This is a genomic window from Anoxybacillus suryakundensis (assembly GCF_001418025.1).
Taxonomy (GTDB): Bacteria; Bacillota; Bacilli; order Bacillales; family Anoxybacillaceae; genus Anoxybacillus; species Anoxybacillus tengchongensis.
Window position 1 is genome coordinate 147,453 of sequence record NZ_LIOK01000003.1, and the last position, 21,829, is coordinate 169,281.

21 protein-coding genes and 1 riboswitch are annotated in these 21,829 nt (G+C 44.7%); of the genes, 12 read left to right on the top strand and 9 right to left on the bottom strand.

Annotated features, from left to right (window positions below):
- The 6 genes from ASC42_RS03155 to cobO are packed head-to-tail and all read left to right on the top strand — an operon-like array spanning nucleotide 1 to nucleotide 6,214.
- A complete protein-coding gene (locus tag ASC42_RS03155) occupies nucleotides 1–1,080 on the top strand; it encodes a cobalt-precorrin 5A hydrolase (RefSeq protein ID WP_055440515.1) in 1,080 nt (359 codons plus the stop codon).
- On the top strand, nucleotides 1,062–2,435 hold the full coding sequence (locus tag ASC42_RS03160) for a cobyrinic acid a,c-diamide synthase CobB (protein ID WP_055440516.1): 1,374 nt from the start codon (nucleotides 1,062–1,064) through the stop codon (nucleotides 2,433–2,435). The genes ASC42_RS03155 and ASC42_RS03160 overlap by 19 nt, the downstream gene beginning before the upstream one ends.
- Nucleotides 2,428–3,942, top strand: a complete 1,515-nt coding sequence (locus ASC42_RS03165; protein WP_055440517.1) for a cobyric acid synthase — start codon at nucleotides 2,428–2,430, stop codon at nucleotides 3,940–3,942. Before ASC42_RS03160 ends, ASC42_RS03165 begins: the two co-directional genes overlap by 8 nt.
- Nucleotides 3,932–4,957 (top strand): nicotinate-nucleotide--dimethylbenzimidazole phosphoribosyltransferase, encoded by a 1,026-nt coding sequence (gene cobT, locus ASC42_RS03170; RefSeq protein WP_055440518.1) that lies wholly within the window; start codon nucleotides 3,932–3,934, stop codon nucleotides 4,955–4,957. The genes ASC42_RS03165 and cobT overlap by 11 nt, the downstream gene beginning before the upstream one ends.
- Nucleotides 4,950–5,699 carry a uroporphyrinogen-III C-methyltransferase gene (gene cobA, locus ASC42_RS03175; protein ID WP_055440519.1) on the top strand — a complete coding sequence of 250 codons (750 nt, stop codon included), beginning with the start codon at nucleotides 4,950–4,952 and terminating at the stop codon, nucleotides 5,697–5,699. The genes cobT and cobA overlap by 8 nt, the downstream gene beginning before the upstream one ends.
- Nucleotides 5,693–6,214 carry a cob(I)yrinic acid a,c-diamide adenosyltransferase gene (gene cobO, locus ASC42_RS03180; RefSeq protein WP_082435674.1) on the top strand — a complete coding sequence of 174 codons (522 nt, stop codon included), beginning with the start codon at nucleotides 5,693–5,695 and terminating at the stop codon, nucleotides 6,212–6,214. The genes cobA and cobO overlap by 7 nt, the downstream gene beginning before the upstream one ends.
- Before the next feature lie 40 nt (nucleotides 6,215–6,254).
- On the opposite strand, the gene metH is transcribed toward cobO, so the two are convergent.
- The 3 genes from metH to ASC42_RS03195 form a co-directional block, all read right to left on the bottom strand.
- The gene (gene metH / locus ASC42_RS03185; protein ID WP_055440521.1) at nucleotides 6,255–9,644 is read right to left on the bottom strand and encodes a methionine synthase; all 3,390 of its coding nucleotides are present in this window, start codon (nucleotides 9,642–9,644) and stop codon (nucleotides 6,255–6,257) included.
- Entirely contained in the window at nucleotides 9,637–11,484 is a 1,848-nt protein-coding gene (locus tag ASC42_RS03190; protein ID WP_055440583.1) for a bifunctional homocysteine S-methyltransferase/methylenetetrahydrofolate reductase, read from the bottom strand. The genes metH and ASC42_RS03190 overlap by 8 nt, the downstream gene beginning before the upstream one ends.
- Before the next feature lie 67 nt (nucleotides 11,485–11,551).
- A riboswitch (SAM riboswitch) is annotated at nucleotides 11,552–11,654 on the bottom strand.
- 89 nt (nucleotides 11,655–11,743) lie between these two features.
- Complete coding sequence (locus tag ASC42_RS03195; RefSeq protein ID WP_055440522.1) at nucleotides 11,744–12,235, bottom strand: YajQ family cyclic di-GMP-binding protein; 492 nt, start codon at nucleotides 12,233–12,235, stop codon at nucleotides 11,744–11,746.
- 167 nt (nucleotides 12,236–12,402) lie between these two features.
- On the opposite strand from ASC42_RS03195, the gene ASC42_RS03200 reads away from it, so the two are divergent.
- Nucleotides 12,403–13,368: a BMP family lipoprotein gene (locus tag ASC42_RS03200; RefSeq protein WP_055440523.1), complete on the top strand. Its 966-nt coding sequence runs from the start codon at nucleotides 12,403–12,405 to the stop codon at nucleotides 13,366–13,368.
- Nucleotides 13,369–13,380: 12 nt separating this feature from the next.
- Nucleotides 13,381–15,033, top strand: a complete 1,653-nt coding sequence (locus tag ASC42_RS03205) for a methyl-accepting chemotaxis protein (protein ID WP_055440524.1) — start codon at nucleotides 13,381–13,383, stop codon at nucleotides 15,031–15,033.
- Between the two features lie 31 nt (nucleotides 15,034–15,064).
- Here the strand turns inward: ASC42_RS03205 and ASC42_RS13615 are convergent, their stop codons facing one another.
- Together ASC42_RS13615 and ASC42_RS03210 are read right to left on the bottom strand one after the other, a co-directional pair.
- Nucleotides 15,065–15,190, bottom strand: a complete 126-nt coding sequence (locus tag ASC42_RS13615; protein WP_003395443.1) for a DUF3941 domain-containing protein — start codon at nucleotides 15,188–15,190, stop codon at nucleotides 15,065–15,067.
- Nucleotides 15,191–15,219: 29 nt separating this feature from the next.
- Entirely contained in the window at nucleotides 15,220–16,083 is an 864-nt protein-coding gene (locus ASC42_RS03210; protein ID WP_055440525.1) for a DegV family protein, read from the bottom strand.
- Nucleotides 16,084–16,170: 87 nt separating this feature from the next.
- Here ASC42_RS03210 and ASC42_RS03215 point away from each other — a divergent pair, with 87 nt between their 5' ends.
- Nucleotides 16,171–17,004: a YitT family protein gene (locus ASC42_RS03215; RefSeq protein ID WP_032100789.1), complete on the top strand. Its 834-nt coding sequence runs from the start codon at nucleotides 16,171–16,173 to the stop codon at nucleotides 17,002–17,004.
- Nucleotides 17,005–17,029: 25 nt separating this feature from the next.
- Here the strand turns inward: ASC42_RS03215 and ASC42_RS13620 are convergent, their stop codons facing one another.
- From ASC42_RS13620 to ASC42_RS03220, 3 genes are all read right to left on the bottom strand, one after another.
- A complete protein-coding gene (locus ASC42_RS13620) occupies nucleotides 17,030–17,203 on the bottom strand; it encodes a DUF3813 domain-containing protein (protein ID WP_072242653.1) in 174 nt (57 codons plus the stop codon).
- Nucleotide 17,204: 1 nt separating this feature from the next.
- Nucleotides 17,205–17,357 carry a hypothetical protein gene (locus ASC42_RS14000; protein WP_167338088.1) on the bottom strand — a complete coding sequence of 51 codons (153 nt, stop codon included), beginning with the start codon at nucleotides 17,355–17,357 and terminating at the stop codon, nucleotides 17,205–17,207.
- Between the two features lie 88 nt (nucleotides 17,358–17,445).
- Nucleotides 17,446–18,252, bottom strand: a complete 807-nt coding sequence (locus ASC42_RS03220; RefSeq protein ID WP_055440526.1) for a Cof-type HAD-IIB family hydrolase — start codon at nucleotides 18,250–18,252, stop codon at nucleotides 17,446–17,448.
- Nucleotides 18,253–18,359: 107 nt separating this feature from the next.
- Between ASC42_RS03220 and ASC42_RS03225 the strand changes: the two genes are divergently transcribed.
- Nucleotides 18,360–19,115: an alpha/beta fold hydrolase gene (locus ASC42_RS03225; protein WP_055440527.1), complete on the top strand. Its 756-nt coding sequence runs from the start codon at nucleotides 18,360–18,362 to the stop codon at nucleotides 19,113–19,115.
- Between the two features lie 70 nt (nucleotides 19,116–19,185).
- Nucleotides 19,186–19,893, top strand: coding sequence for a YwiC-like family protein (locus ASC42_RS03230; protein WP_055440528.1), 708 nt, complete (start codon nucleotides 19,186–19,188; stop codon nucleotides 19,891–19,893).
- 41 nt (nucleotides 19,894–19,934) lie between these two features.
- Here ASC42_RS03230 and ASC42_RS03235 read toward each other — a convergent pair whose 3' ends face one another.
- Nucleotides 19,935–20,618 carry a Crp/Fnr family transcriptional regulator gene (locus tag ASC42_RS03235; protein WP_055440529.1) on the bottom strand — a complete coding sequence of 228 codons (684 nt, stop codon included), beginning with the start codon at nucleotides 20,616–20,618 and terminating at the stop codon, nucleotides 19,935–19,937.
- A 174-nt stretch (nucleotides 20,619–20,792) separates the two neighbouring features.
- Between ASC42_RS03235 and argC the strand changes: the two genes are divergently transcribed.
- Nucleotides 20,793–21,818 carry an N-acetyl-gamma-glutamyl-phosphate reductase gene (gene argC, locus ASC42_RS03240; RefSeq protein ID WP_055440530.1) on the top strand — a complete coding sequence of 342 codons (1,026 nt, stop codon included), beginning with the start codon at nucleotides 20,793–20,795 and terminating at the stop codon, nucleotides 21,816–21,818.
- Nucleotides 21,819–21,829 lie beyond the last annotated feature (11 nt).

Below are 21,829 nucleotides of genomic sequence, written 5' to 3' on the forward strand. Positions count from 1 at the left end.
ATGTATGCCGTTGTAGCGATTACGAAACATGGGGTAGAAATCGCAAGAAAACTGTATGACCAACTTCCGCATGCGCACGTTTATTACACTGATAAATTTGCAAAAGGCGACGAAGCGAAAAAAGGCATTCATTTATTTTCGGGAAACGTTCGCTGTCTGTTGGCGGAATTGTTTTCCGCATATCGCGGGCTCATTCTTATCATTTCACTCGGCGCTGTTGTGCGCATGATTGCTCCGCTATTAAAAGATAAAAAAACAGATCCTGCCGTTGTTGTGATTGACGATAAAGCAGAACATGTCATTAGTGTATTATCTGGTCATTTAGGAGGAGCCAATGAGCTGACAAGAAAAGTGGCGAATTTGCTTGGCGCTCGTCCGGTCATTACGACAGCATCCGATGTACAGCGAACGATTGCGGTTGATTTATTCGGTCGCTCGTTCGGGTGGGAATGGGAAAATGAAAACAATTTGACGCCTGTGAGCGCTGCGGTTGTTAATGAGCAACATGTTGCGATTGTACAAGAATCAGGAGAGCGCAATTGGTGGACGTATGATACGCCGATTCCATCAAACATTCGGCAGTATGCTTCGGTTGCCGAAGCGCTTGAAGCGGAGCCGGATGCGGCGCTCGTTGTGACGCATCGCTTGCTTGAAAAAGAAGAAGAAGACATTTTACAAAACGGGGTGTTGTATCGTCCGAAAGTGATTGTCATCGGCATCGGATGCAATCGCGGAACGAGTGCAGAAGAGATTGAACGAGTGATTTGCGATACGTTGCAACAGCTTCGTTTTTCTATTAAAAGTGTAAAAGCGTTATGTACAATTGATGTAAAAAAAGAAGAAGAAGGTTTATTAGCTGTCGCGAACAAATATAAGTGGCCACTTATTTTTTACACGGCAGAACAATTAAACGCTGTCCCAATCGACGAACCGTCTGAAACAGTGTTTCGTTATGTAGGGGCATACGGCGTCAGCGAACCTGCCGCGAAGCGATATAGCGGACAACAACAACTTGTTTTAACGAAGAAAAAAAGCGGTAACGTGACGATTTCGATTGCGCTATGGGAGGGAGAGCGGTGAGAAGAATTGTCGTGGCGGGAACGGGAAGCGGCGTCGGCAAAACGACGGTGACGCTCGGTTTAATGAGCGCATTTAAACAAAAAGGATATGTTGTTCAAGGATTTAAGTGTGGGCCAGATTACATTGATCCGACATATCATACAGCGGTGACGGGAAGACGATCACGCAATTTAGATAGTTGGATGGGGAATGAAAACGTTGTGCGCGACATATGTCGGAGAGGAAGCGAAGGGGCACATCTTTCCATCATTGAAGGAGTGATGGGGTTATTTGACGGAAAACGGGCGACGACAAACGAAGGCTCGACTGCGGAAATTAGCATCATGACTGAAAGCCCTGTATTATTAGTTGTTGATTGTTCAGGGATGGCGCGCAGCGCCGCAGCGATTGTACGCGGCTTTCAATCGTTTCATGAGCGTGTTCGTATCGTTGGCGTCATTGCGAATCGGGTCGGAAGCGAAGGACATTTTCGGCTTGTGAAAGAAGCGATTGAACAACAATGTCACATTCCTGTCGTCGGCTATTTGCAAAAAGAGAGCGATGTAACGATTCCAGAGCGCCATTTAGGTCTTGTTCCATCTGTCGAACGAGGAGAACTTCAGCCGTTTTTTGATGAGCTTGGCAAGCGAACGTCTAAAACGGTTGATTTGGATGCAATATGGGAATTGGCGGAGGCGAATGATCTATCAAGCGCGCCTTTTTTTAAACCGAAGCAAACGTATGACGTGCGTATTGCCATCGCGAAAGATGCCGCATTTCATTTTTACTACGAAGAAAATTTGGAGATGCTTCAGGAGTATGGAGCGACGCTCGTGTATTTTTCACCGCTTGCCGGCGAACGTGTACCAGATGACGTTGACGGTTTGTACATTGGAGGGGGATTTCCAGAGGAATTTGCCGCGGAACTGGCGCGTCATGAAGAAGTAAAACAGTCGATTGTCGAAGTGATTGAAAGTGGTTTGCCGACGCTTGCGGAGTGCGGGGGATTTATGTATTTAACAGAAGGGATCGTGACGACAGCTGGACAATATTACGAAATGGTCGGCGTCATTCCTGGGCATGTGCGCATGCAACGAACGCTTGCGGCGCTCGGCTATCGCGAAGTGATGGGAGCAGAAGGAAATTTTTTGTTTGAACAAGATCGAGCGAAAGGGCACGAATTTCATTATTCAACATTTATTCCGAGAACGGAAGGGAAGTTTGCGTATGAAACAAAAGGGTTGCGCGGATGCAAAAAAGATGGTTATATGGACAAACGCCTCGTCGCTGGTTACGTTCATTTTTATTTTCCATCCAACCCTTCGATTGTTGAACGATGGCTGAAAATGTGTTGCGAGGTGAAGTGCGATGCGTAAGGCGCTTCCGATTATGTTTCAAGGAACACATTCGGATGCTGGAAAAAGTGTCATTGCGACCGCTTTTTGCCGCATTTTTGCACGAAACGGCTGGAAGACGGCACCGTTTAAATCACAAAATATGTCGCTCAATTCATATGTGACAGTCGATGGAAAAGAAATCGGGCGCGCGCAAGGGGTACAAGCGGAAGCGGCAGGTGTGTTGGCAACGACGCATATGAATCCGATTTTAATTAAGCCGAGCCGCGATCAAGAAGCGCAAATTGTCGTGCATGGAAAACCGTATGCAAATATGAAAGCGACCGCTTATCGCAACGAGTTTTTTAATATCGGTCTTGAGCTCGTTCGACAGTCGCTCGACACATTGATGCAACAATACGATCGTCTTGTCATTGAAGGAGCTGGCAGCCCAGCGGAAGTAAATTTAAACGATCGCGAGCTCGTGAATATGCGCGTGGCGCGTATGGCGAATGCGCCTGTCGTGCTTGTTGGCGATATTGAGCGCGGTGGAGTGTTTGCGAGTTTAGTTGGCACGTTGCAGCTATTAGAGGAAAAAGACCGCAAGCGTGTCATCGGGGTCATTATTAATAAATTTCGCGGCGATGCTTCGCTTCTTCAGCCTGGATTGCGTTGGTTTGAACAATATACAGGTGTGCCGGTGCTCGGTGTTGTGCCGTACGTGCCGATGCGAATCGATGCTGAAGATTCGGTCGTGCTTTCCCGGTATGCGACAAAAAAAGACGATACGAAAGCGATTGATGTTGCGGTCATTCAATATCCGCGCCTGTCGAACTTTACAGATGTCGATCCGTTTTTTGCTGAACCGGATTGTTCGGTGCGGTTTGTGACCGATGTGTCGGTATTAGGAGAGCCCGATATACTTATTTTGCCCGGAAGTAAAAATACGATTGAAGACGTTCAATTTTTAAGAGAAACAGGGTTGTTTTCTGACATCCAGCGTTTGTATGAGCGAACGGATGTGACGATCATCGGCATTTGCGGCGGCTATCAAATGCTTGGTGAGCGCATCAAAGATCCGTTTCATGTCGAAACACCGCTCGATGATATAGATGGATTAAGTTTGTTGCCGGTGGCAACGACGCTTTCGTGTGAAAAAACGACGGTGTTATGCGAAGGAAGATTAACCTATAAAAACAAAACGTTTCATGTAAAAGGATATGAAATTCATATGGGACGTTCGATTGTGAAACACGGTGAGCCACTTATTTTGCTCAACGGAAAAACAGATGGGTGTAAAACGAAAGATGAGCGCGTGATCGGAACGTATATGCACGATTTGTTTCATAACGATGCGTTTCGTCATCACTTGTTAAATGATATGCGGTGCAAAAAACAGCTTCCACCACTAGTGGAGCGACCGCTTTATCGGCAATTACGTGAGCAAGCATTCGATGATCTGGCAAATTGCATTGAAACACATGTCGATGTAAAAGCGATTGAACAAAAAATGATCGCATTTCAAGGGGGAGAGGATCATGCTTTATAAACAAATCGGGGAAGAAGTGCGCAACTATATTGATCAACTAACAAAACCGCGTGGCAGTCTTGGACGGCTTGAGGAACTAGCGATCGAGGTTGCGAAAATGACAGGGGAACGTTTTCCGCGCGTGACACCGCCGGGCGTGCTCGTCTTTGCAGCCGATCACGGCATCGCAAAAGAAGGGGTGTCTGCTTATCCGCAAGAAGTAACGGCGCAAATGGTGCTTAATTTTGCACGTGGCGGAGCCGCGATTAACGTATTTAGTAAACAAATTGACGCCACGTTTGCAGTTGTCGATGTTGGTGTGGCGGTTGATATTCATGAAGAAAGCGTCATCAATGAAAAAGTGGCGTACGGAACGAACAATTTTGCGTACGAAAAAGCGATGACGAAAGAAGACGCAGAGCGAGCAGTGCAAGTCGGATATCGGCAAGGAAACCGAATGATTGACAGCGGTATTCGTTGTTTGATCGTTGGGGAAATGGGAATCGGAAATACGACAACTGCAAGTGCATTGTTAGCGGCAATGAGCGGTCGCCACGTTGCAGAGCTTGTCGGGAAAGGAACAGGCATTCATAATGAGGCGGTGAAACATAAACGGGCAGTCATTGAACGAGCACTTATGCTTCATCAGCCGAAAGCGTCTGATCCGATTGATTTATTGACAAAAATCGGCGGACTTGAAATTGCAGCGATGGCAGGGGCGATGATTGCAGCGGCGGAGCGGCGCATTCCAATTTTGCTTGACGGTTTTATTTGTACCGTTGCCGCACTTGTTGCGACACGTTTTGATGAAGACGTCGTTCATTATATGATTGCTAGTCATGAGTCTGTGGAGCCAGGGCATCGCATCGCCCTTCAGTTGTTAAACAAAGAGCCGCTCGTTCGTTTACATATGCGCCTTGGCGAAGGAAGTGGAGCAGCGGTCGCCTTTCCGATTGTCAATATGGCAATGGCGATGCTTCGTATGGCGACATTTTCGTCAGGTAACGTATCAACTGGGAGCGATCATCATGAATAAAGGAAAAGTATACATTGTTGGTGCAGGTCCTGGTGATCCGAAGCTGATTACTTTATATGGACGGGAGTGTATCGAAAAGGCGGACGTTATTATTTACGATCGGCTCGTCAATACGCAGTTGTTAACTTATGCGAAAGAAGAAACAGAGTTTTTATATTGTGGCAAAGAGCCAAAAAAGCACGGAAACATTCAACAACAAATTCACAAATGGCTTGTGGAATATGCAATGAAAGGAAAAACGGTCGTTCGGTTAAAAGGTGGTGATCCGTTTATGTTCGGTCGCGGCGGCGAAGAAGCAGAATATTTACGAGCACATGGCATTCCGTATGAAATCGTGCCGGGTGTGACAGCTGGTGTGGCAGCGCCAGCATATTCGGGCATTCCGGTGACGCATCGCAACTATGCGGGTGGAGTCACGTTTATTGCGGGACACCAAAGCGGGGAACGTGATCGCATTCGCTGGGATGCGCTCAGTCATGCGACGGATACAATTGTATTTTATATGGGGATGGGAAATATCGGTTACATTTGTGAACAGCTGCAACGTCATGGAAAAGATGGCCATACACCTGTCGCAGTGATTGAATGGGCAACGACAAATAAGCAGCGGACGGTCGTTGGCACGTTACAAACGATTGTTGACATCGTACAAGAGAAAAAACTTTCTTCTCCTGCCATTATTGTCGTCGGGGATGTTGTGAAGCTGCATGATCGGTTAAAGTGGGTGGAAGAAACGTGGTGATTGTTTATACGGGAGACGGAAAAGGGAAAACGACTGCAGCAGTCGGTCTTGCTGTTCGCGCGACAGGACATGGAAAAAAAGTGATTGTCATTCAATTCATTAAGTCGCCGCACCGTCCATATGGTGAGGCGAAAGTATTACAGCAGCTCGGCATTGGCGTGCATCAAACAGGTGTAGGATTTACATGGACGAAAACGCCGACCGAGCATCGCGAAGCGTTACAAAAAGGGTGGGCGCTCGCGAAAGAACGTGTGCTGTCAGGAGAGTACGATATCGTTATTTTAGATGAGCTAAACGTCGCGTTAGCGATTACATCGTTTCCGATTGATGATGTTTTGCCACTTCAAGATGTTGTGCATACGTTGCTGAATAAGCCAGCGCATACGCATGTTGTCGTGACAGGAAGAGGCGCAAAAGAGGACATCATTCAACTTGCTGATTTAGTGACGGAAATGAAAGAAGTGAAACATTACTATCATCAAGGCGTTCAAGCGATGAAAGGGATTGATTTATAAAGAATGGATATTGTGAAAAAGCTGATGGCGATCAGCTTTTTCACAACACGTTAAAGTATCTTGCTTCGGGATGGGCGAAGACGATCGCTGAAACGGACGCTTCTGGTTCCATCATATAGCCTTCCGTTAAATGAATGCCGATTTCTTCTGGGCGTAAAAGGCGGAACAGCTTTTCTTGGTCTTCCAGATTTGGACAAGCAGGGTAGCCGAAAGAAAAACGTTGTCCTTGGTATTTTGCTGCAAACCGTTCTTCCATTGTAAAATCAGGCGAATCAGGAAAGCCCCAGCGGTCGCGCATAATTTGATGGACGCGCTCCGCTAATCCTTCTGCGAGTTCAAGCGCTAACGCTTGAATCGCATGGCTTTTTAAAAACTGCCCTTCTTCTTTGAAACGTTGGGCTAAATCGCGCACGCCTCGGCCAGCGGTGACGGCAAATAGCCCGACGTAGTCGATTTGTTCACGAGAAAGATAGTCGGCTAAACATAAATACGGTGCTTTCGTTTGTCTTGGAAACGTAAATGTCTCGATAACCGTTTGTTGATCGCGCGGGTCGTAAATGACGACCGTATCGCCGTCGCTTTTTGCTGGGAAAAATTGATATACCGCTTTTAGTGCAAGTGACGTTGTTTGTTTGGCTTCAGCGAGCAGTTCGTCGATCAACTCTTTTAACATCGTCGCTTTTTCATTTCCTTCCGCCAGCAGTTTTTTAACGTTTCCTTTTAAACCGAGATGGTGACCGAGAAGCATTTGCCAATTGACGTACGGTTCAATATGGGAAAGCGGAATGTGTGGCAATATATGTCGCTCTGTATCGGTCGGAACATAAACAGGCGCTGGCTTCACGTTCGATTTTGTCATAACGGCGACGGCGCTTTGTCGTTTTGTGACATGTTCGATTTTTTCTTTTTTCTCATAGGCGATGTCTTGTTGGACGATGCGATTCGCAAGCGAAAGTCCTTCCATCGCGTCTTTCGCATATAAAACGATGCCGTCATATTCCGGGGCAATTTTCGTATCGGTAAATTTGCGCGATAACGCTGCACCGCCGACTAAAATCGGTAGCGAAATGCCCGCTTGTTTTAAGTCTTGTGCAGTGAGCACCATTTGTTGCGCGGATTTCACAAGCAACCCCGATAAGCCGATCATATCGGGCTGTTCGTGACGCACCGCTTCGATGAGCTGTTGCGGTGTTACTTTAATGCCTAAATCGACGACGCGAAACCCGTTGTTGCTTAAAATGATGTCGACTAAATTTTTGCCGATGTCGTGCACATCGCCTTTGACGGTCGCAAGCAACACTTTTCCTTTCACGCTCGTTTCATTTTTCTCCATATGCGGTTCTAAAAAGGCGACCGCTGCTTTCATCACTTCTGCGCTTTGCAGCACTTCGGCCACGATAAGCTGGTTATCATTAAATAAGCGACCGACTTCATCCATTCCGTTCATGAGCGGCCCGTTAATAATGTCAAGCGGGCTGTACGTTTGTAAGGCGAGCGTCAAATCTTCGATCAGCCCATCTTTCGTTCCTTCAATGATATATGTGGCGAGCCGTTCTTCTAACGTCATATGGACGTCTTTTTGTTTCGGCTGTTTCGTTTTATCGCGATAAAATTGAATAAAGGCGTTTAACGTTTCATCATTCGTATTAAACAACAATGCCTCGGCTAAGCGTACTTCTTCTTCTGGAATGGAAGCGAATCGCTCTAATTTTTCTGTATTGACGATTGCATAATCAAGTCCCGCTTGTGTGCAATGGTATAAAAAGACGGAGTTTAACACTTCGCGTCCGACAGGTGGCAAACCGAAGGACACGTTACTAATGCCGAGCATCGTTAAACAGTTTGGCAAATGTTGTTTAATGAGACGAATGCCTTCGATCGTCTCTTTTGCTGCGCCGATGTATTGTTCGTCTCCTGTGCCGATCGGAAAAACGAGCGGATCGAAAATAATATCGTGTGGTGAGACGCCATATTTGTTAACAAGCAAATCGTACGAACGAAGGGCGATGTCTAGCTTTCGTTTCGCGTCAATCGCCATCCCTTGTTCGTCAATCGTGCCGACGACGACCGCTGCCCCGTATTGATGAAGAAGTGGAACAATTTTTTCAAACCGCTCTTCGCCATCTTCTAAATTAATAGAGTTAATGATCGCTTTTCCTTGCGAATACGACAATGCGCAGGCGATGACGTCTTCATCGGTCGAGTCGATCACAAGCGGCACTTTCACTTTTTTCACGACTTGTTGAATAAATTGCTCCATATCTTCTTTTTCATCGCGGTCAGGGTCCGCCAAACAAATGTCGATGACGTGCGCCCCATTTTTTACTTGGGCACGGGAAATTTCTGCCGCTTCTTCGTATTTGCCTTCCGCGATGAGCCGCTTAAATTTGCGCGAACCGATGACGTTCGTTCGTTCGCCGACAAAGAGCGGTCGCATCGTTTCGTCATAAATAAGCGCATCGATGCCAGAGACGGCGTGCATCGCAAACTGTTTCGGGATCGCACGCGGTGGAATGTCGCGTACGGCTTCGGCAATCGCTTGAATATGTTGTGGCGTCGTGCCGCAACAGCCGCCGACGATATTTAGCCATCCTTTTTCGGCAAATTGGCGAATTTTTTTTGCGAGCATGTCTGGCGTTTCGTGATAATGTCCTTCTTCGTCAGGAAGACCAGCGTTCGGATAGCAGCTGACGGCGGTGTTCGCTAATGAAGCGAGTGAGCGCAAATGATCGGTCATAAATTCAGGACCTGTGGCGCAGTTTAAACCGACCGCAAATGGTTTCATATGTTGAATGGAAATAAAAAACGATTCGATCGTTTGCCCGGCAAGCGTCGTTCCCATCGGTTCAATCGTTCCAGAAATCATAAGCGGCACTTGCTTGCCAACCGTTTTGAACGCTTCGGTAATGCCGAGAAAAGCAGCTTTCACGTTCAACGTATCTTGGCACGTTTCTAACAACAACAAATCAACGCCGCCAAGCAGTAAGCCACGCGCTTGTTCTTCATAGGAAGAAACGAGTTCCGCAAATGTCGCTCCTCCTGTGACGGAGAGTGTTTTTGTCGTTGGACCTATCGAGCCAGCAACGAAGCGAGGGTGATCGCTTGTTGTATATTTTTCCGCCGCTCGTTTCGCAAGTTTTGCTGCTTCGATATTTAATTCAAGCGCCAAATGGCCGAGGTTGTATTCGTCTAAGACGATGCGTGTTGCTCCGAACGTATTCGTTTCAACGATGTCTGCTCCTGCGGCAAAATAAGCTTCATGAATATGTGAAATGACGTGAGGAGCAGTGAGTGTTAAATATTCGTTACATCCTTCGTACGCTTCACCGCCGAAATCGTCCGCTGTTAAGTTGGCCGCTTGAATCATCGTTCCCATCGCACCGTCAATAATTAAAATTTTTTTCTCAAGCTGTTCAAATAAACTAGCCATAGTAGACCGTCCTTTCTTTTGTGAGCCGCTCTTTTTCATGAATGTAGTGAACGAGTTCGACCGTCATGTCGTAGCGTAAAAACGGCGTAATTAAATAGATGCCGCGGAATAAATCGAATGCTGCATCGATGAGTGATTTGGCGATCGCCAAGCCTTCTCTTGTCGATTGAACAGGATCGTTGGCGCACGCAGCCATGCGGGCACGAATGTCGTCTGACAGCGTAATGCCTGGCACTTCATGATGTAAAAAGTCAGCGTTGCGCGCGCTTGTAATTGGCATGATGCCGATGTAAATCGGCGTTGGTAAATGTTTTGTCGCTTCATATACGTCTTTGATTTGTTTTTCACTATACAGCGGTTGTGTTAAAAAGTAGTGCGCCCCGCATTCAATTTTTTTCTCTAGCCGCTTGACCGCTTTATCTAAGTGGCGCACGTTCGGGTTAAAGGCCGCAGCGATGGAAAAGTTCGTTTTTTGTCCGAGCGGTTTACCTGAGTACGAAAGCCCTTCGTTAAATTGCCGAATTAACGAAATGAGGTCAAACGATGATAAATCATATACGGACGTTGCGCCAGGGAAATCGCCGACTTTGGACGGGTCGCCTGTTAAAGCGAGTACATCGGTCATGCCGAGCGTATGAAGTCCCATTAAATGCGACTGTAAACCGATTAAATTGCGGTCGCGGCACGTAATATGAATAAGTGGGCGCATATTTAGTTGTTGTTTGACGATTGTTCCGACAGCGATGTTGCTAATGCGAGGTGTCGCAAGCGAGTTGTCGGCAAGCGTTAGTGCGTCAATATGTGCGTCTTTTAATGCTTTTGCGCCTTCTAAAAATTTCGTTAAGCCGAGTTTTTTTGGCGGATCGAGCTCGACGATAATCGACCGTCGCGTGCGTGCAAGATCGGCAAGGGAAGGTTGTTTCGTTTGTTCTGCTTCTTGAACGACAATAGTATGCCGTTGTTTCACTTCTTTTTTATATACAGGTGTGCGATCGGGAAGGGCGCGAGCAATCGCGGCAATATGTTTTGGTGTCGTGCCGCAACAGCCGCCAATGAGTCGAACCCCTTGATCACGAAACGCGCGGGCTGTTTCTTCAAAATATTGTTCGCTCGTTTCGTAAATGAATCGTCCGTCGCGATATTGTGGCAAACTCGCATTCGGGTACACCGATAAAAAGGCGCGCGTTGGAATCGGCACTTCTTCGAGCGAACGCAACATATGATATGGACCGAGATGACAGTTTAAGCCGACGACATCGGCGCCAAGTAGTTCTAACTGACGAAGCGCTTCAGCAAGCGGCATGCCGTGCTGCAAGACGCCAATGTCATGAAGCGTGACGTGGGCAATGATCGGCAACGTCGTTTCTTTCCGAGCGATGGAAAGAACGGTTTGTAATTCTTCGAAATCGTAATACGTTTCAAGTAAAAGTCCATCAACATTTTCGCTTAACAACACATACAGCTGTTCACGGAACGTCCGTTTCACTTCTTCAAGCGAAATCGTGCTTTTGTTTGTGCTGCGCAATCCTCCGATCGTACCGAGCACGTAGGCACGTCCTTTTGCTGCTTGTTTTGCAAGTTGGACAGCCGCTTTATTGATTTCTTTTACATCGTCCTGCAAACCGTAGCGAGCAAGTTTTACATAGTTGGCGCCGTACGTGTTCGTTTGGATCACTTCAGCGCCTGCTTCGATATACGCTTCGTGAATATGAACGATTTCTTCCGGCTTCGTTACGTTTAATTCTTCAAAGCAACGGTCGATGCCGTGCGCATATAATAACGTTCCCATCGCTCCGTCGGCGATGACGATGCGTTGTTTTAAATCGTCTAACAGTCCCACGTCCATTCCTCCGTTTCTTTTTCAAACTAAAACGTCTTCTTCATAAGAAGAAGACGTTGTGCGCTCCTTCTTATCTTCCAAGCGAATCGCTTGTCTGGACTTAGCACCTTGACGATCGTCAGGTTGCTGAAGGTTCATCGGGCCAGTCCCTCCCCTTCTCTCGATAAGATGTTGTATGAAGTTACTCATAAATGTAACTGATTTTTTAGAAATATTCAACTATTTTATTTGAAAATAAAAAAGAAGGCGTGTTGCCTTCTTAACGATAGTTGACGAATTGGACGTCGATCGGTAAGTCTGCTTCGCGAATGGCGGCGATGACTTTTTGTAAATCGTCTTTACTTTTGCCGCTGACGCGAATTTGGTCTTCTTGAATTTGACTTTTCACTTTTAAACCTGTATTTTTAATGATTGTGTTAATTTTTTTCGCGTTGTCTTTGTCGATGCCTTGGACGAGTTTGGCACGTTGGCGCACCGTTCCGCCAGAAGCAGGTTCGATTTTTCCGTATTGAATGTTTTCCGTTGGCACACCGCGCTTAATGAGCTTGCCGATGAGCACGTCTTTGAGTTGTTCGAGCTTAAATTCATCGTCAGAAATGAAAATGAGTTCATCTTTTTCAAGCGAAATGTCGCTTTTGCTTCCTTTAAAATCATAGCGGTTTTGAATTTCTTTTAACGCGATGTTGATGGCGTTTGTTACTTCTGACAAATCGACTTTCGACACAATATCAAATGAACTTTCTTTTGACATATATATCACCTCAATATAAATTTGTTGTGTTTCCATTATAGTCGATTGTTGACATATGAACAACTTTACAAAATATTTATATATAAAAAGTAAACAAACTGTCGAATATTGTCGATATAATACATGAAGTGAGATTTGATCGAAAGATAAGGAGATGAGGGAATTTTATGAAAAAAATGATTTCACTCATGATGGCATTCGTTTTGTTACTTGCCGCTGGGTGTTCACAAACGAGCTCCTTTCAGCCGAAAGAGCGTGTGAAAATTGGCATTATGTTATCAGACGTCGGACTTGGCGATCAATCATTTAGCGACTCGGCATTTCAAGGGTTAATGAAAGCGAGAGATGAGCTCGGCATCTTTTTTGACTACCGTGAGTTAAAAGAAACGGGAACGTATGAAAAAGGGCTAACCGAGCTTGTTGAAGCAGGGAACGATCTCGTTATCGGTCTCGGCTTTATGGTGCAACAAGATTTAGAAAAAGTCGCAAAAAAATATCCGAAACAGCAATTTATATTAATTGACGCGGTATCTAACCTCCAAAACATTACGTCCATTACGTTTAAAGAAGATGAAGGGAGCTTTTTAGCAGGTGTTGTCGCAGCCATGCTGACGAAAACGAACAACGTCGGCTTCGTTGGTGGAGCGGATGTGCCATTGATTCGGAAGTTTGCGAACGGCTTTATTCAAGGGGTAAAAGCGGTGAAGCCAGAAGCAAACGTGCAAGAAGTGTATGCCGGCAATTTTGGCGATGACAAGCTTGGAGCAACGATCGCCAAACAAATGATTGCCAACGGCGCAGATGTGTTGTATGCGGCGGCTGGGTTTACAGGTGTCGGGGTGCTACGCGAGGCGGAGATGAACAAAAAATATGCAATCGGTGTCGATAGCGACCAATATTTTTATGCGGAAAAAGCGGTGGTCACATCGATGTTAAAAAATGTAGATGTTGCGTTATATACAGTCATTAAACAGTATGTTGAAAAGAAAGAAGTGCCAAAAGGAACGATCGAACTTGGGTTAAAAGAAAACGGCGTCGATTTAGCACCGATTCGTGTCGTGACGCTCAGTCCAGAGCAACAGGCGACGCTTGAAAAATGGAAAGAAAAAGCGACAAACGGCATTACGCAATAAAGGAGGGATACGATGTCGATTAAACAACGATTATTATTTCATTCATTAGCAACGCCAGTCATTGCCGGCGCTATTATTGTGTTTATTATTATAAATATGCTTTCGATTCAATCGTCGAATCAAGATTTCGTTCCGCTGATGATGAAGGCGCAACATTTACAAGCAGAGCTGAAAGCGACGAAGCAAAGTTTAAGCAACTATGCATATAGCCCAACAGAAGGAAATAAACAAGAAGTACTTATTCATTTGGAAGAATCAGAAAAGTTGCTTCGCGTATTAAATAAAGGACTGACCCAATCGTACATTCGTGCTGCACTTGAACAAGCGAATAAAAAATTTGACGTGCTAGCTAAAGAATCGAAAGCGGCACTTGATGCACGGAACGTAGCAGAAATTCGCCGCCAGTCGATGCGAGCAGAAGGGGTATTAAACGACATATATGTCGTCAACACATATGTGAGCGAATATTATACGTACATGCAACAAACGTTACAAAAACAAATTTCAGGCGTTATTACGATTTCGCTCGTTGCGATTGCAGTGGTATTATTGTTTGCAGGATTTAGCGGATTTAGACTAACACAAAAAATTACGGTGCCGCTAAGAAAAATCGCTGAAAATGCGAAACAAATTGCAAGCGGCGATTTGCGTATTGAGCCTGTGAAGTATAGCGGGAGAGACGAGCTTGCTGATTTAAATGAAGCATTTGCAACGATGGCTGATCAGCTGAATGGCTTGCTTCAATCGGTTGATACAGTCAGTAAGCAAGTAGAGGCGTTTGCGAAAGAAATTGATGAGGAAACAAAAACGTTAACAGAAATTAATAATCAAGTAGCTGTATCAACAAACGAATTGTCAGCCGGAGCGCAAAGCATTTCCGAAGATTTACAACATGCGGTACAACTCATTGAACGAATGGAACATACTGTACAAGAAAACGTTGGGCGTACCGAACAAACGGCTCGTTATAGCGATGAAGCGGTCGAAGCGATTGTGCACGGTCAAGCGGCGTTAGCGGAACAAAAAGCGTTTATTGATGAAAATGCACAGGCGACTGCCTCCATTGAACAATCGACGGAACAGTTTGCGACGTATGCAAGAAAAATTGAAGATATGGCAAAAGCAGTATCTGACATTGCGACGCAAACGAACTTATTGGCGTTAAATGCCGCGATTGAAGCGGCGCGTGCAGGGGAGGCAGGGAAAGGATTTGCAGTCGTCGCGGAAGAAGTGCGCAAACTGGCAGAAGAATCATCGAAAGCGACAAGCCAAATTTTTGAGATGGTTCATCTCATTCAATCGGGGTTAACGAACGTCACCGAAGCCGTTCGTCGTGGGGTAGATATTGCTGAAGCACAAACGAAAGCCATTGAAACGACGACGGAGGCGTTTAGTGCCATTGAGAAAAAAGTACACCATATTACGACCGATATTCAAGCGCTTGTCATCGGCATGAATGAATCGAAAGAGCTTGGCAAAAACGTCTTGCAAAATGTTGAAAGCATTAGTGCGGTCGTTGAACAATCGGCAGCAGGCAGCGAAGAAATTGCCGCGTCGATGGTGGAGCAGTTAGAAGCGTTCAAAAAAATGAGCGAAAAAGTGACGACGTTGCGTCAACTTACAGATGATTTACAACGGACGATGGCAAAGTTTCAAATGAAATAGAAAAAGATGCTCCGCGCGAGCATCTTTTTCTTTACAAATGATTCGTTTCTTTTGAGTAGGCGCGTTTGCCAGCTTGACGGTTTTTTTCGCGCTCCATATTTTTTTCGTGTCGTTTGGCATTATTGTCTTTTGCTTTTTTGTCGTTATCGCTCGTCATATTCTTGCCCCCTTTGAAAAGTAGTGTAATCATTGCTCGAGTTGTTTATTCAAGAAAAAGAGGGCGATCGTGCCTGGACCAGCATGCGCTCCGATGGCGCCGCCAATTTCAGAAATGAAAAATTGTTTGCAACCGAACGTTTCTTCAATCATCGCTTTTAGTTCGAGCGCCGTTTGTTCGTCATCGCCGTGACTAATGCCGATGAGTTGGTTTTGCACGTCTGCTCCGCGCTCTTGCATAAGTTCGACCATGCGCTTCAGTACTTTTTTCCGTCCGCGCACTTTTTCAATCGGAATTAACTTTCCGTCCTCGACGTGAAGAAGCGGTTTAATGTTTAATACTCCACCGACAAACGCCGCTGTTTTGCTGACGCGCCCGCCACGTGCCAAATATTGCAAATCATCGACCGTAAAAATATGTTCCATATGACGACAATACGTTTCAATGGTTGTCACGACATGTTCATACGGCATGTCGCTTTCCGCAAGCTCAACCGCTTTTTTCACGACAAGCCCAAGACCGAGTGAGGCGCATTTCGAGTCGATGACCGTCAATTTTGCGTGAGGGTATTGTTCAAGCACATCGTTTTTTATCATGACAGCGGTTTGATATGTACCTGACAAAGCGGAAGAAAAGGCAATATAAATGGCAGGGATGTTTTCTTTGGCGAATGTCGTAAATAGCTCTTCCATTTGTGACGGTTTCGCTTGCGACGTTTTCGGCACGTCCCCATTGCGCATCGCATCGTACACTTGCTTTGGTTGAACGGTTAGTTGGTCGTCGTAGTCGCGGTCGTTTATATGTACAGCTAACGGTAAAAAAGCAATTTGTTTTTCTTGTATAAAAGAAAGTGGCAAATCGCACCCGCTATCCGCTATAATTTTAATATTCATTTCCATCACCCCTATGTATGTACTTATTTTAAGTGTAGCGATTATGATGAAAAAAAACAATCTTAGTGCTTTGTAGGAGGATGTTCTGTGGACGTAAAAAAACTATTTGTCGTCATCATCGGTGGATTATTAAACGCCATCGGCATGAATTTATTTTTAATTCCAGCGAACGTATATACGAGCGGGTTTGCTGGAGCTGCACAGCTTATTTCTAAAGTTGTCGGCGACTACACACCTTATGCGATTTCGACAGGTTTGTTGCTTTTTGTATTTAACATTCCTGTCGCTATTTTAGGATGGAAAAAAGTAGGGAAGTCTTTTACGTTTTATAGCTTTTTGAGCGTTGTATTTATGTCGCTATTTCTCGAACTTATTCCCGTTCGTTCGCTTTCTGAAGACATTTTATTAAATGCGGTATTCGGTGGGGTCATTGCGGCTGTCGGAACGGGTTGGACGTTAAAATGGGGGGCGTCGACAGGAGGATTAGACATTATTGCACTCGTGTTGTCGCGCGTAAACGATCGATCTGTTGGGACGTACATTTTTGCGCTCAACTCGATTATTATTTTAACGGCTGGATATATGTACGGTTGGGAGAAGGCGTTATATACGCTCGTGACGTTATATGTGACAACGCGCGTCATTGATGCGATTCATACGCGCCATCAAAAATTAACCGCGCTTATTATTACGACAAAAGGGGAAGAGATGAAACAAGCGATCAAGTCGCAAATGATTCGAGGCATTACTGTCATTCCAGCAAAAGGTGCATTTTTAAATGAGGATAAAGATATGTTAATGATTGTCATTACACGTTATGAGTTGTTTGATTTAAAACGCATTATTAAAGAAGTCGACCCGAAGGCGTTCACGAACATCATGCAAACGACAGAAGTCGTCGGGTTTTTCCGAAAAGAGTAAAAGCTGCGCAGCGTGCGCAGCTTTTTTACAAAGCATCAAGTTCATCTTGTAAATCGTGTAGTTGTCTTCGCTCGGCGTCGTTAGCGTTCGCAAAAGCGGATGAGAGCGTATTTTTTGCGAAAGCGATGGCACGTTCAGTGCGCTCTTCTTTTGCTTTGGCAACCGCTTTTTTCGCTTGTTGAAATAACGGATTCCCCATATTAAAAGCCCCCAAGATTTGCATGATCCGCTTTTTCTGCTTTGCGTCGTTCCGCTTCTTCATACGTCATATGATACGGAATGCGTTCATCATGTTTATACACGGCATCGGCACCTTGTTGAACGAAACGTTTTGATTTATTTCGTTTACCCACACGACATTCCCCCTTATTTGCCGCTTGTGACGCATATGGCGTCGCATATAGTTTGCACATATGACGCTACAATACGTGAGGGAATTTTTTATAACTTTAATAATGATTGCAAATAAATAGCGATGCCATCTTCTTCATTTGTTTTTGTCACATCATCTGCGATTGCTTTAAGCGGTTCAATCGCATTGCCCATCGCAACGCCTACGCCTGCCCATTTTAACATCTCGATATCGTTATCTTCATCGCCAAAAGCGATGACGCGCTCGCGTGGAATGCCGTAAAAAGAAGCAATTTTTTCAAGACCGACCGCTTTATGAATGCCCGTACGGACGATTTCGATGACGTGCCACGGGGCTGTCCAACTGCGATGGTCGATGACGTTTGCGTGCACTTCTGACAAATATGTGCGAATGCGCCCGACGTTTTGTTCGTCAGATAAAATTAAAATGCTTGTCGGCTCTTTGCGTAAAATGTCACGCAAGTTTCCGATATATACGTTTGGGTTCCCTAAATTAAATAAATCAAGTAACTGCTCGTCATGTTCATGAAAATAAACGTCGTCCATCACTTCGGCTAAAATGTTGCGCACGTTGTACTTTCGACTTACTTCAACAATTTCTCTTACCGTTTCTAACTGCAATGGCGTATGATACATTCCCCAACTGTCGTCTTTCGGATGATGAACGAACGCGCCGTTAAAATTGACGATCGGTGTCGTTAAGTCGAGTTGTTCATAATACATTTTGCTCGCACGATACGGTCGTCCTGTCGCAATAACGACAATATGCCCTGCTTGTTTTGCTTGTTGAATGACATCGTATGTACGATCAGAAATCGTTTTATTATCTTTTAATAACGTGCCATCTAAATCAAGTGCAATTAAATGTTGTTCCATTGTCGTTCCCCTTTTCGTTAAAATCGTTCGTTATTAGTGTATCGTTTTTCCAAAATATTTGTCTATATGGTAAGATAATGTTAAAACATAAAATGGGAGATGAGAACATGGTGTCGATTATTCGGGAGTCGATCGCAAATATTCCGTGCTTGCACGTCGTGAAAGAAGATGATACACATCATATGCGACCACTTGTCATTTTTATTCATGGATTTACAAGCGCGAAAGAACATAATCTTCATTTCGGTTATTTGCTTGCGGAAGCAGGGTATCGTGTCGTTTTGCCGGATGCGTTGTATCATGGGGAACGTCCAAATCCGCTTTCTGACGATGAACTTCATTTGTCTTTTTGGGATATTGTGTTAACGACTATTCGCGAATTAGAACAAATAAAAAATGAGCTTGTGGCGCGAGAACTTGTTGATCCAAAGCGCATTGGCGTCGTTGGGACATCGATGGGGGGCATTGTGACGTTTGGTGCGTTGACGCAATATGAATGGATTCGCGTGGCTGGTTCGCTAATGGGGAGCCCTTGCTATCAAACGTTTTTTGATTTGCAATTGCAATTTGCCGAGCGAAAAGGGATGACATTGCCACTTTCTAAACAGCAACTCGACGCGTTACGCAACACATTAACGGCATACGATTTATCGCTACAACCTGAAAAATTAAACGGTCGTCCGCTTTTCATTTGGCACGGAAAACAAGATGACGTCGTTCCGTTTGATTATACATACGCTTTTTATAAACAAATCGAGCCGTTTCATCAGCCGCTTACAATGCTAATTGATGAACATGCGGGGCATAAAGTGACGCGCGAGGCGTTTTTACAAACGGTTCAATGGTTTGTCACACATTTATAAAAATATGTGATGAGCGTCACAAAAAAAGAAGGAAGATGATGATACAATCGAAGATGAAGGAGGGGATGTGATGGTTATTCCAAAACAACATGGCGCTTGGGCAATGTTAATTATTCCGTTTTTGTTCGGCGTCGATATCGGTCAGGCGACGTGGCTTCATCTTCCACTTTTCATTGCATGGTTTTTTCTTTATTTAGCCACATATATATGGACGTTAATCGTGAAAAAACAAGCGAACGCTCGTCATAAACAATGGTTTGCCACATATATGTTGATCGCGCTCGGCTTTGTCGCAATTCCACTTGCTTACAAACCGACGCTTTTGTATTTCGGATTAGCAATTATTCCGTTTTTTCTAGTGAATATGTATTTTGCGAAAAAGAAAAAAGAGCGGTCGTTTACAAATGATGTCGCTGCAATTATCAACTTTTCGATTGGCGGGCTTGGCAGTTACTACATCGGTACAGGAACGATTGATGGAAAAGCATGGTTTTTGTTTATCGTCTCCATGTTATTTTTCATCGGAAGCACGTTTTACGTCAAAACGATGATTCGCGAAAAAAATAATCCGCGTTACAAATGGGCATCATGGTTGTTTCATATCGGGCTTATTGTCGCATGCAGCGCAACGGGCCATGGCTGGCTTGCGCTCGCTTATGTGCCGAGCGTCGTGCGTGCCATTTACTTTTATGGAAAAGCGATGCCCATTAAAAAAGTAGGGATTTACGAAATTGCCAATGCTGTTTATTTTGCGCTTGTTATCATGATCGTTTATTAATATCGTGCAAAACGGGTGTCTTCATTTTTTCGGACACCCGTTTATTTCATGTTACATATATCAATGGGACAGCCTTCACAGCGAATTTCATCTTTTAAAAATTGCACATCGTGAATCGTCATTTTCCCTTTCTCGACGGAAATGATCTCGAGCTCTTTTAATTCTTTTAATAAGCGGCTGACGACTTCGCGGGCGCTGCCGCAAAAGTTGGCAAGCTCTTGGTTTGTTATCGGGAAGTCAATAAGAATGCCATCTTCTGTTTCTACGCCGTAGCTATTTGCTAATCGAATGAGCGTCGAATACAGCGCCCCTTTTTTTCCGTGCAAAATTAAATCGCGTATTTTCGTTTGCATCCGCTGTAATTGTAAATGAATCCATTGCATAAATTGCAACGCAAACACATGATCTATCAACAATTTTTCTTCGAGTTGCTGCTTGTTAATCACAGCTAACGTTCCTGTTTCCATCATTTTTGCGCTGACGGTACATGTGCACGTCAACTGGAACGGAACGATCTCCCCAAACGCATCGCCTTGCTCACAAATGCGAAGCAACAGTTCACGTCCTTCCTCCGTCGTTTTGCTTAATTGTACTTTTCCTTTGCATACAATATATAGTTCGTTTGTCGTTTCCCCTTCGCGAAAAATATATTCTCCTTTTTGTATGTTGATGATATGGTGAGGGAGGGAAAGAAGCTCGGATAAGGAGATCGGTCGAATTGTCATACGCTAACCACCTTTTGTTGTTATCTAATTCCATTAAAAAGAAAAATATATATGGCGTCAATAAAGGAAGTGGAAAAACGAAAAAATATTTAAATATACATTTGATTTTATTTTTATGCAGTATTATAATGATAACTAAATTTATAAAATATACAGAAAGTGGGGAACGGTTTGATGAAAGTCTCCATTATTGGAGCGACAGGATATGGGGGAATTGAGCTCATTCGCTTATTGCAACATCATCCGTATATGCATGTCGCTTCCGTCCATTCATCTTCACAAAGTGATGTTTTGCTACACGATGTGTATCCGCATATGAAAGAACGTTTTGTATTGCGCGATATCCGAATCGACGAAATGGAAGGAGAGCTCGTTTTTTTAGCGACGCCGCCGGGCGTATCGAGCGAATGGACGCCAAAATTGCTTGCGGCAGGATATAAAGTCGTCGATTTATCTGGAGACTTTCGTTTGCGTGATGGGAGCGTATATGCGAAGTGGTATAAAAAAACGCCGCCGAGCGAAGAAGTGTTGAAACAGGCAGTATACGGTTTAACAGAATGGAATCGTGAACACATTGCGAAGGCGAATTTAATCGCCAATCCTGGCTGTTATCCGACAGCAACGTTGCTCGGATTAGCGCCACTTGTCATTGAAAAATGGATTGTGCCGCATTCCGTCATCGTTGATGCGAAATCAGGCGTATCTGGCGCAGGACGAGGCGTTTCGCTTGGCGTTCATTTTGCGGAAACGAATGAAAATGTAAAAATATACAAAGTAAATACACATCAACATATTCCTGAAATAGAACAAATGTTGTGCGATTGGAACGAACAAATGGCACCAATGACGTTTAGCACGCATTTAATTCCGATGACGCGCGGCATTATGGCGACGATTTATGCGGAAGCTGCATGCGCATTATCGCATGAAAGAATCATAGAGTTATATAAAGAAACGTATAAACATTGCCCGTTCGTGCGCGTTCGGGAAGCGGGATCTTTTCCGTGCACGAAAGACGTGTACGGCTCGAACTATTGCGATATCGGGATCGCTTATGATGAACGAACAAACCGCATCACCGTTGTGAGCGTCATCGACAATTTAGTGAAAGGTGCAGCGGGGCAGGCTATTCAAAATGCAAATGTGATGTGTGGATTTGATGAACAAACGGGATTGACGTCAATGCCACTGTATCCGTAAATGGGGGGAGA

What these genes read in the sequence shown, in the direction of transcription:
- ASC42_RS03200 (WP_055440523.1), top strand. Translation starts at nt 12,403, where the DNA reads ATGAAAAAAATGATTTCACTCATGATGGCATTCGTTTTGTTACTTGCC.
- ASC42_RS03165 (WP_055440517.1), top strand. Translation starts at nt 2,428, where the DNA reads ATGCGTAAGGCGCTTCCGATTATGTTTCAAGGAACACATTCGGATGCT.
- ASC42_RS03235 (WP_055440529.1), bottom strand. Translation starts at nt 20,618, where the DNA reads ATGACAATTCGACCGATCTCCTTATCCGAGCTTCTTTCCCTCCCTCAC.
- cobT (WP_055440518.1), top strand. Translation starts at nt 3,932, where the DNA reads ATGCTTTATAAACAAATCGGGGAAGAAGTGCGCAACTATATTGATCAA.
- ASC42_RS03160 (WP_055440516.1), top strand. Translation starts at nt 1,062, where the DNA reads ATGGGAGGGAGAGCGGTGAGAAGAATTGTCGTGGCGGGAACGGGAAGC.
- ASC42_RS13615 (WP_003395443.1), bottom strand. Translation starts at nt 15,190, where the DNA reads ATGACGAGCGATAACGACAAAAAAGCAAAAGACAATAATGCCAAACGA.
- argC (WP_055440530.1), top strand. Translation starts at nt 20,793, where the DNA reads ATGAAAGTCTCCATTATTGGAGCGACAGGATATGGGGGAATTGAGCTC.
- ASC42_RS03220 (WP_055440526.1), bottom strand. Translation starts at nt 18,252, where the DNA reads ATGGAACAACATTTAATTGCACTTGATTTAGATGGCACGTTATTAAAA.
- metH (WP_055440521.1), bottom strand. Translation starts at nt 9,644, where the DNA reads ATGGCTAGTTTATTTGAACAGCTTGAGAAAAAAATTTTAATTATTGAC.
- ASC42_RS03225 (WP_055440527.1), top strand. Translation starts at nt 18,360, where the DNA reads ATGGTGTCGATTATTCGGGAGTCGATCGCAAATATTCCGTGCTTGCAC.
- ASC42_RS03195 (WP_055440522.1), bottom strand. Translation starts at nt 12,235, where the DNA reads ATGTCAAAAGAAAGTTCATTTGATATTGTGTCGAAAGTCGATTTGTCA.
- ASC42_RS03155 (WP_055440515.1), top strand. Translation starts at nt 1, where the DNA reads ATGTATGCCGTTGTAGCGATTACGAAACATGGGGTAGAAATCGCAAGA.
- ASC42_RS03205 (WP_055440524.1), top strand. Translation starts at nt 13,381, where the DNA reads ATGTCGATTAAACAACGATTATTATTTCATTCATTAGCAACGCCAGTC.
- ASC42_RS03230 (WP_055440528.1), top strand. Translation starts at nt 19,186, where the DNA reads ATGGTTATTCCAAAACAACATGGCGCTTGGGCAATGTTAATTATTCCG.
- cobA (WP_055440519.1), top strand. Translation starts at nt 4,950, where the DNA reads ATGAATAAAGGAAAAGTATACATTGTTGGTGCAGGTCCTGGTGATCCG.
- ASC42_RS03210 (WP_055440525.1), bottom strand. Translation starts at nt 16,083, where the DNA reads ATGAATATTAAAATTATAGCGGATAGCGGGTGCGATTTGCCACTTTCT.
- ASC42_RS13620 (WP_072242653.1), bottom strand. Translation starts at nt 17,203, where the DNA reads ATGGGGAATCCGTTATTTCAACAAGCGAAAAAAGCGGTTGCCAAAGCA.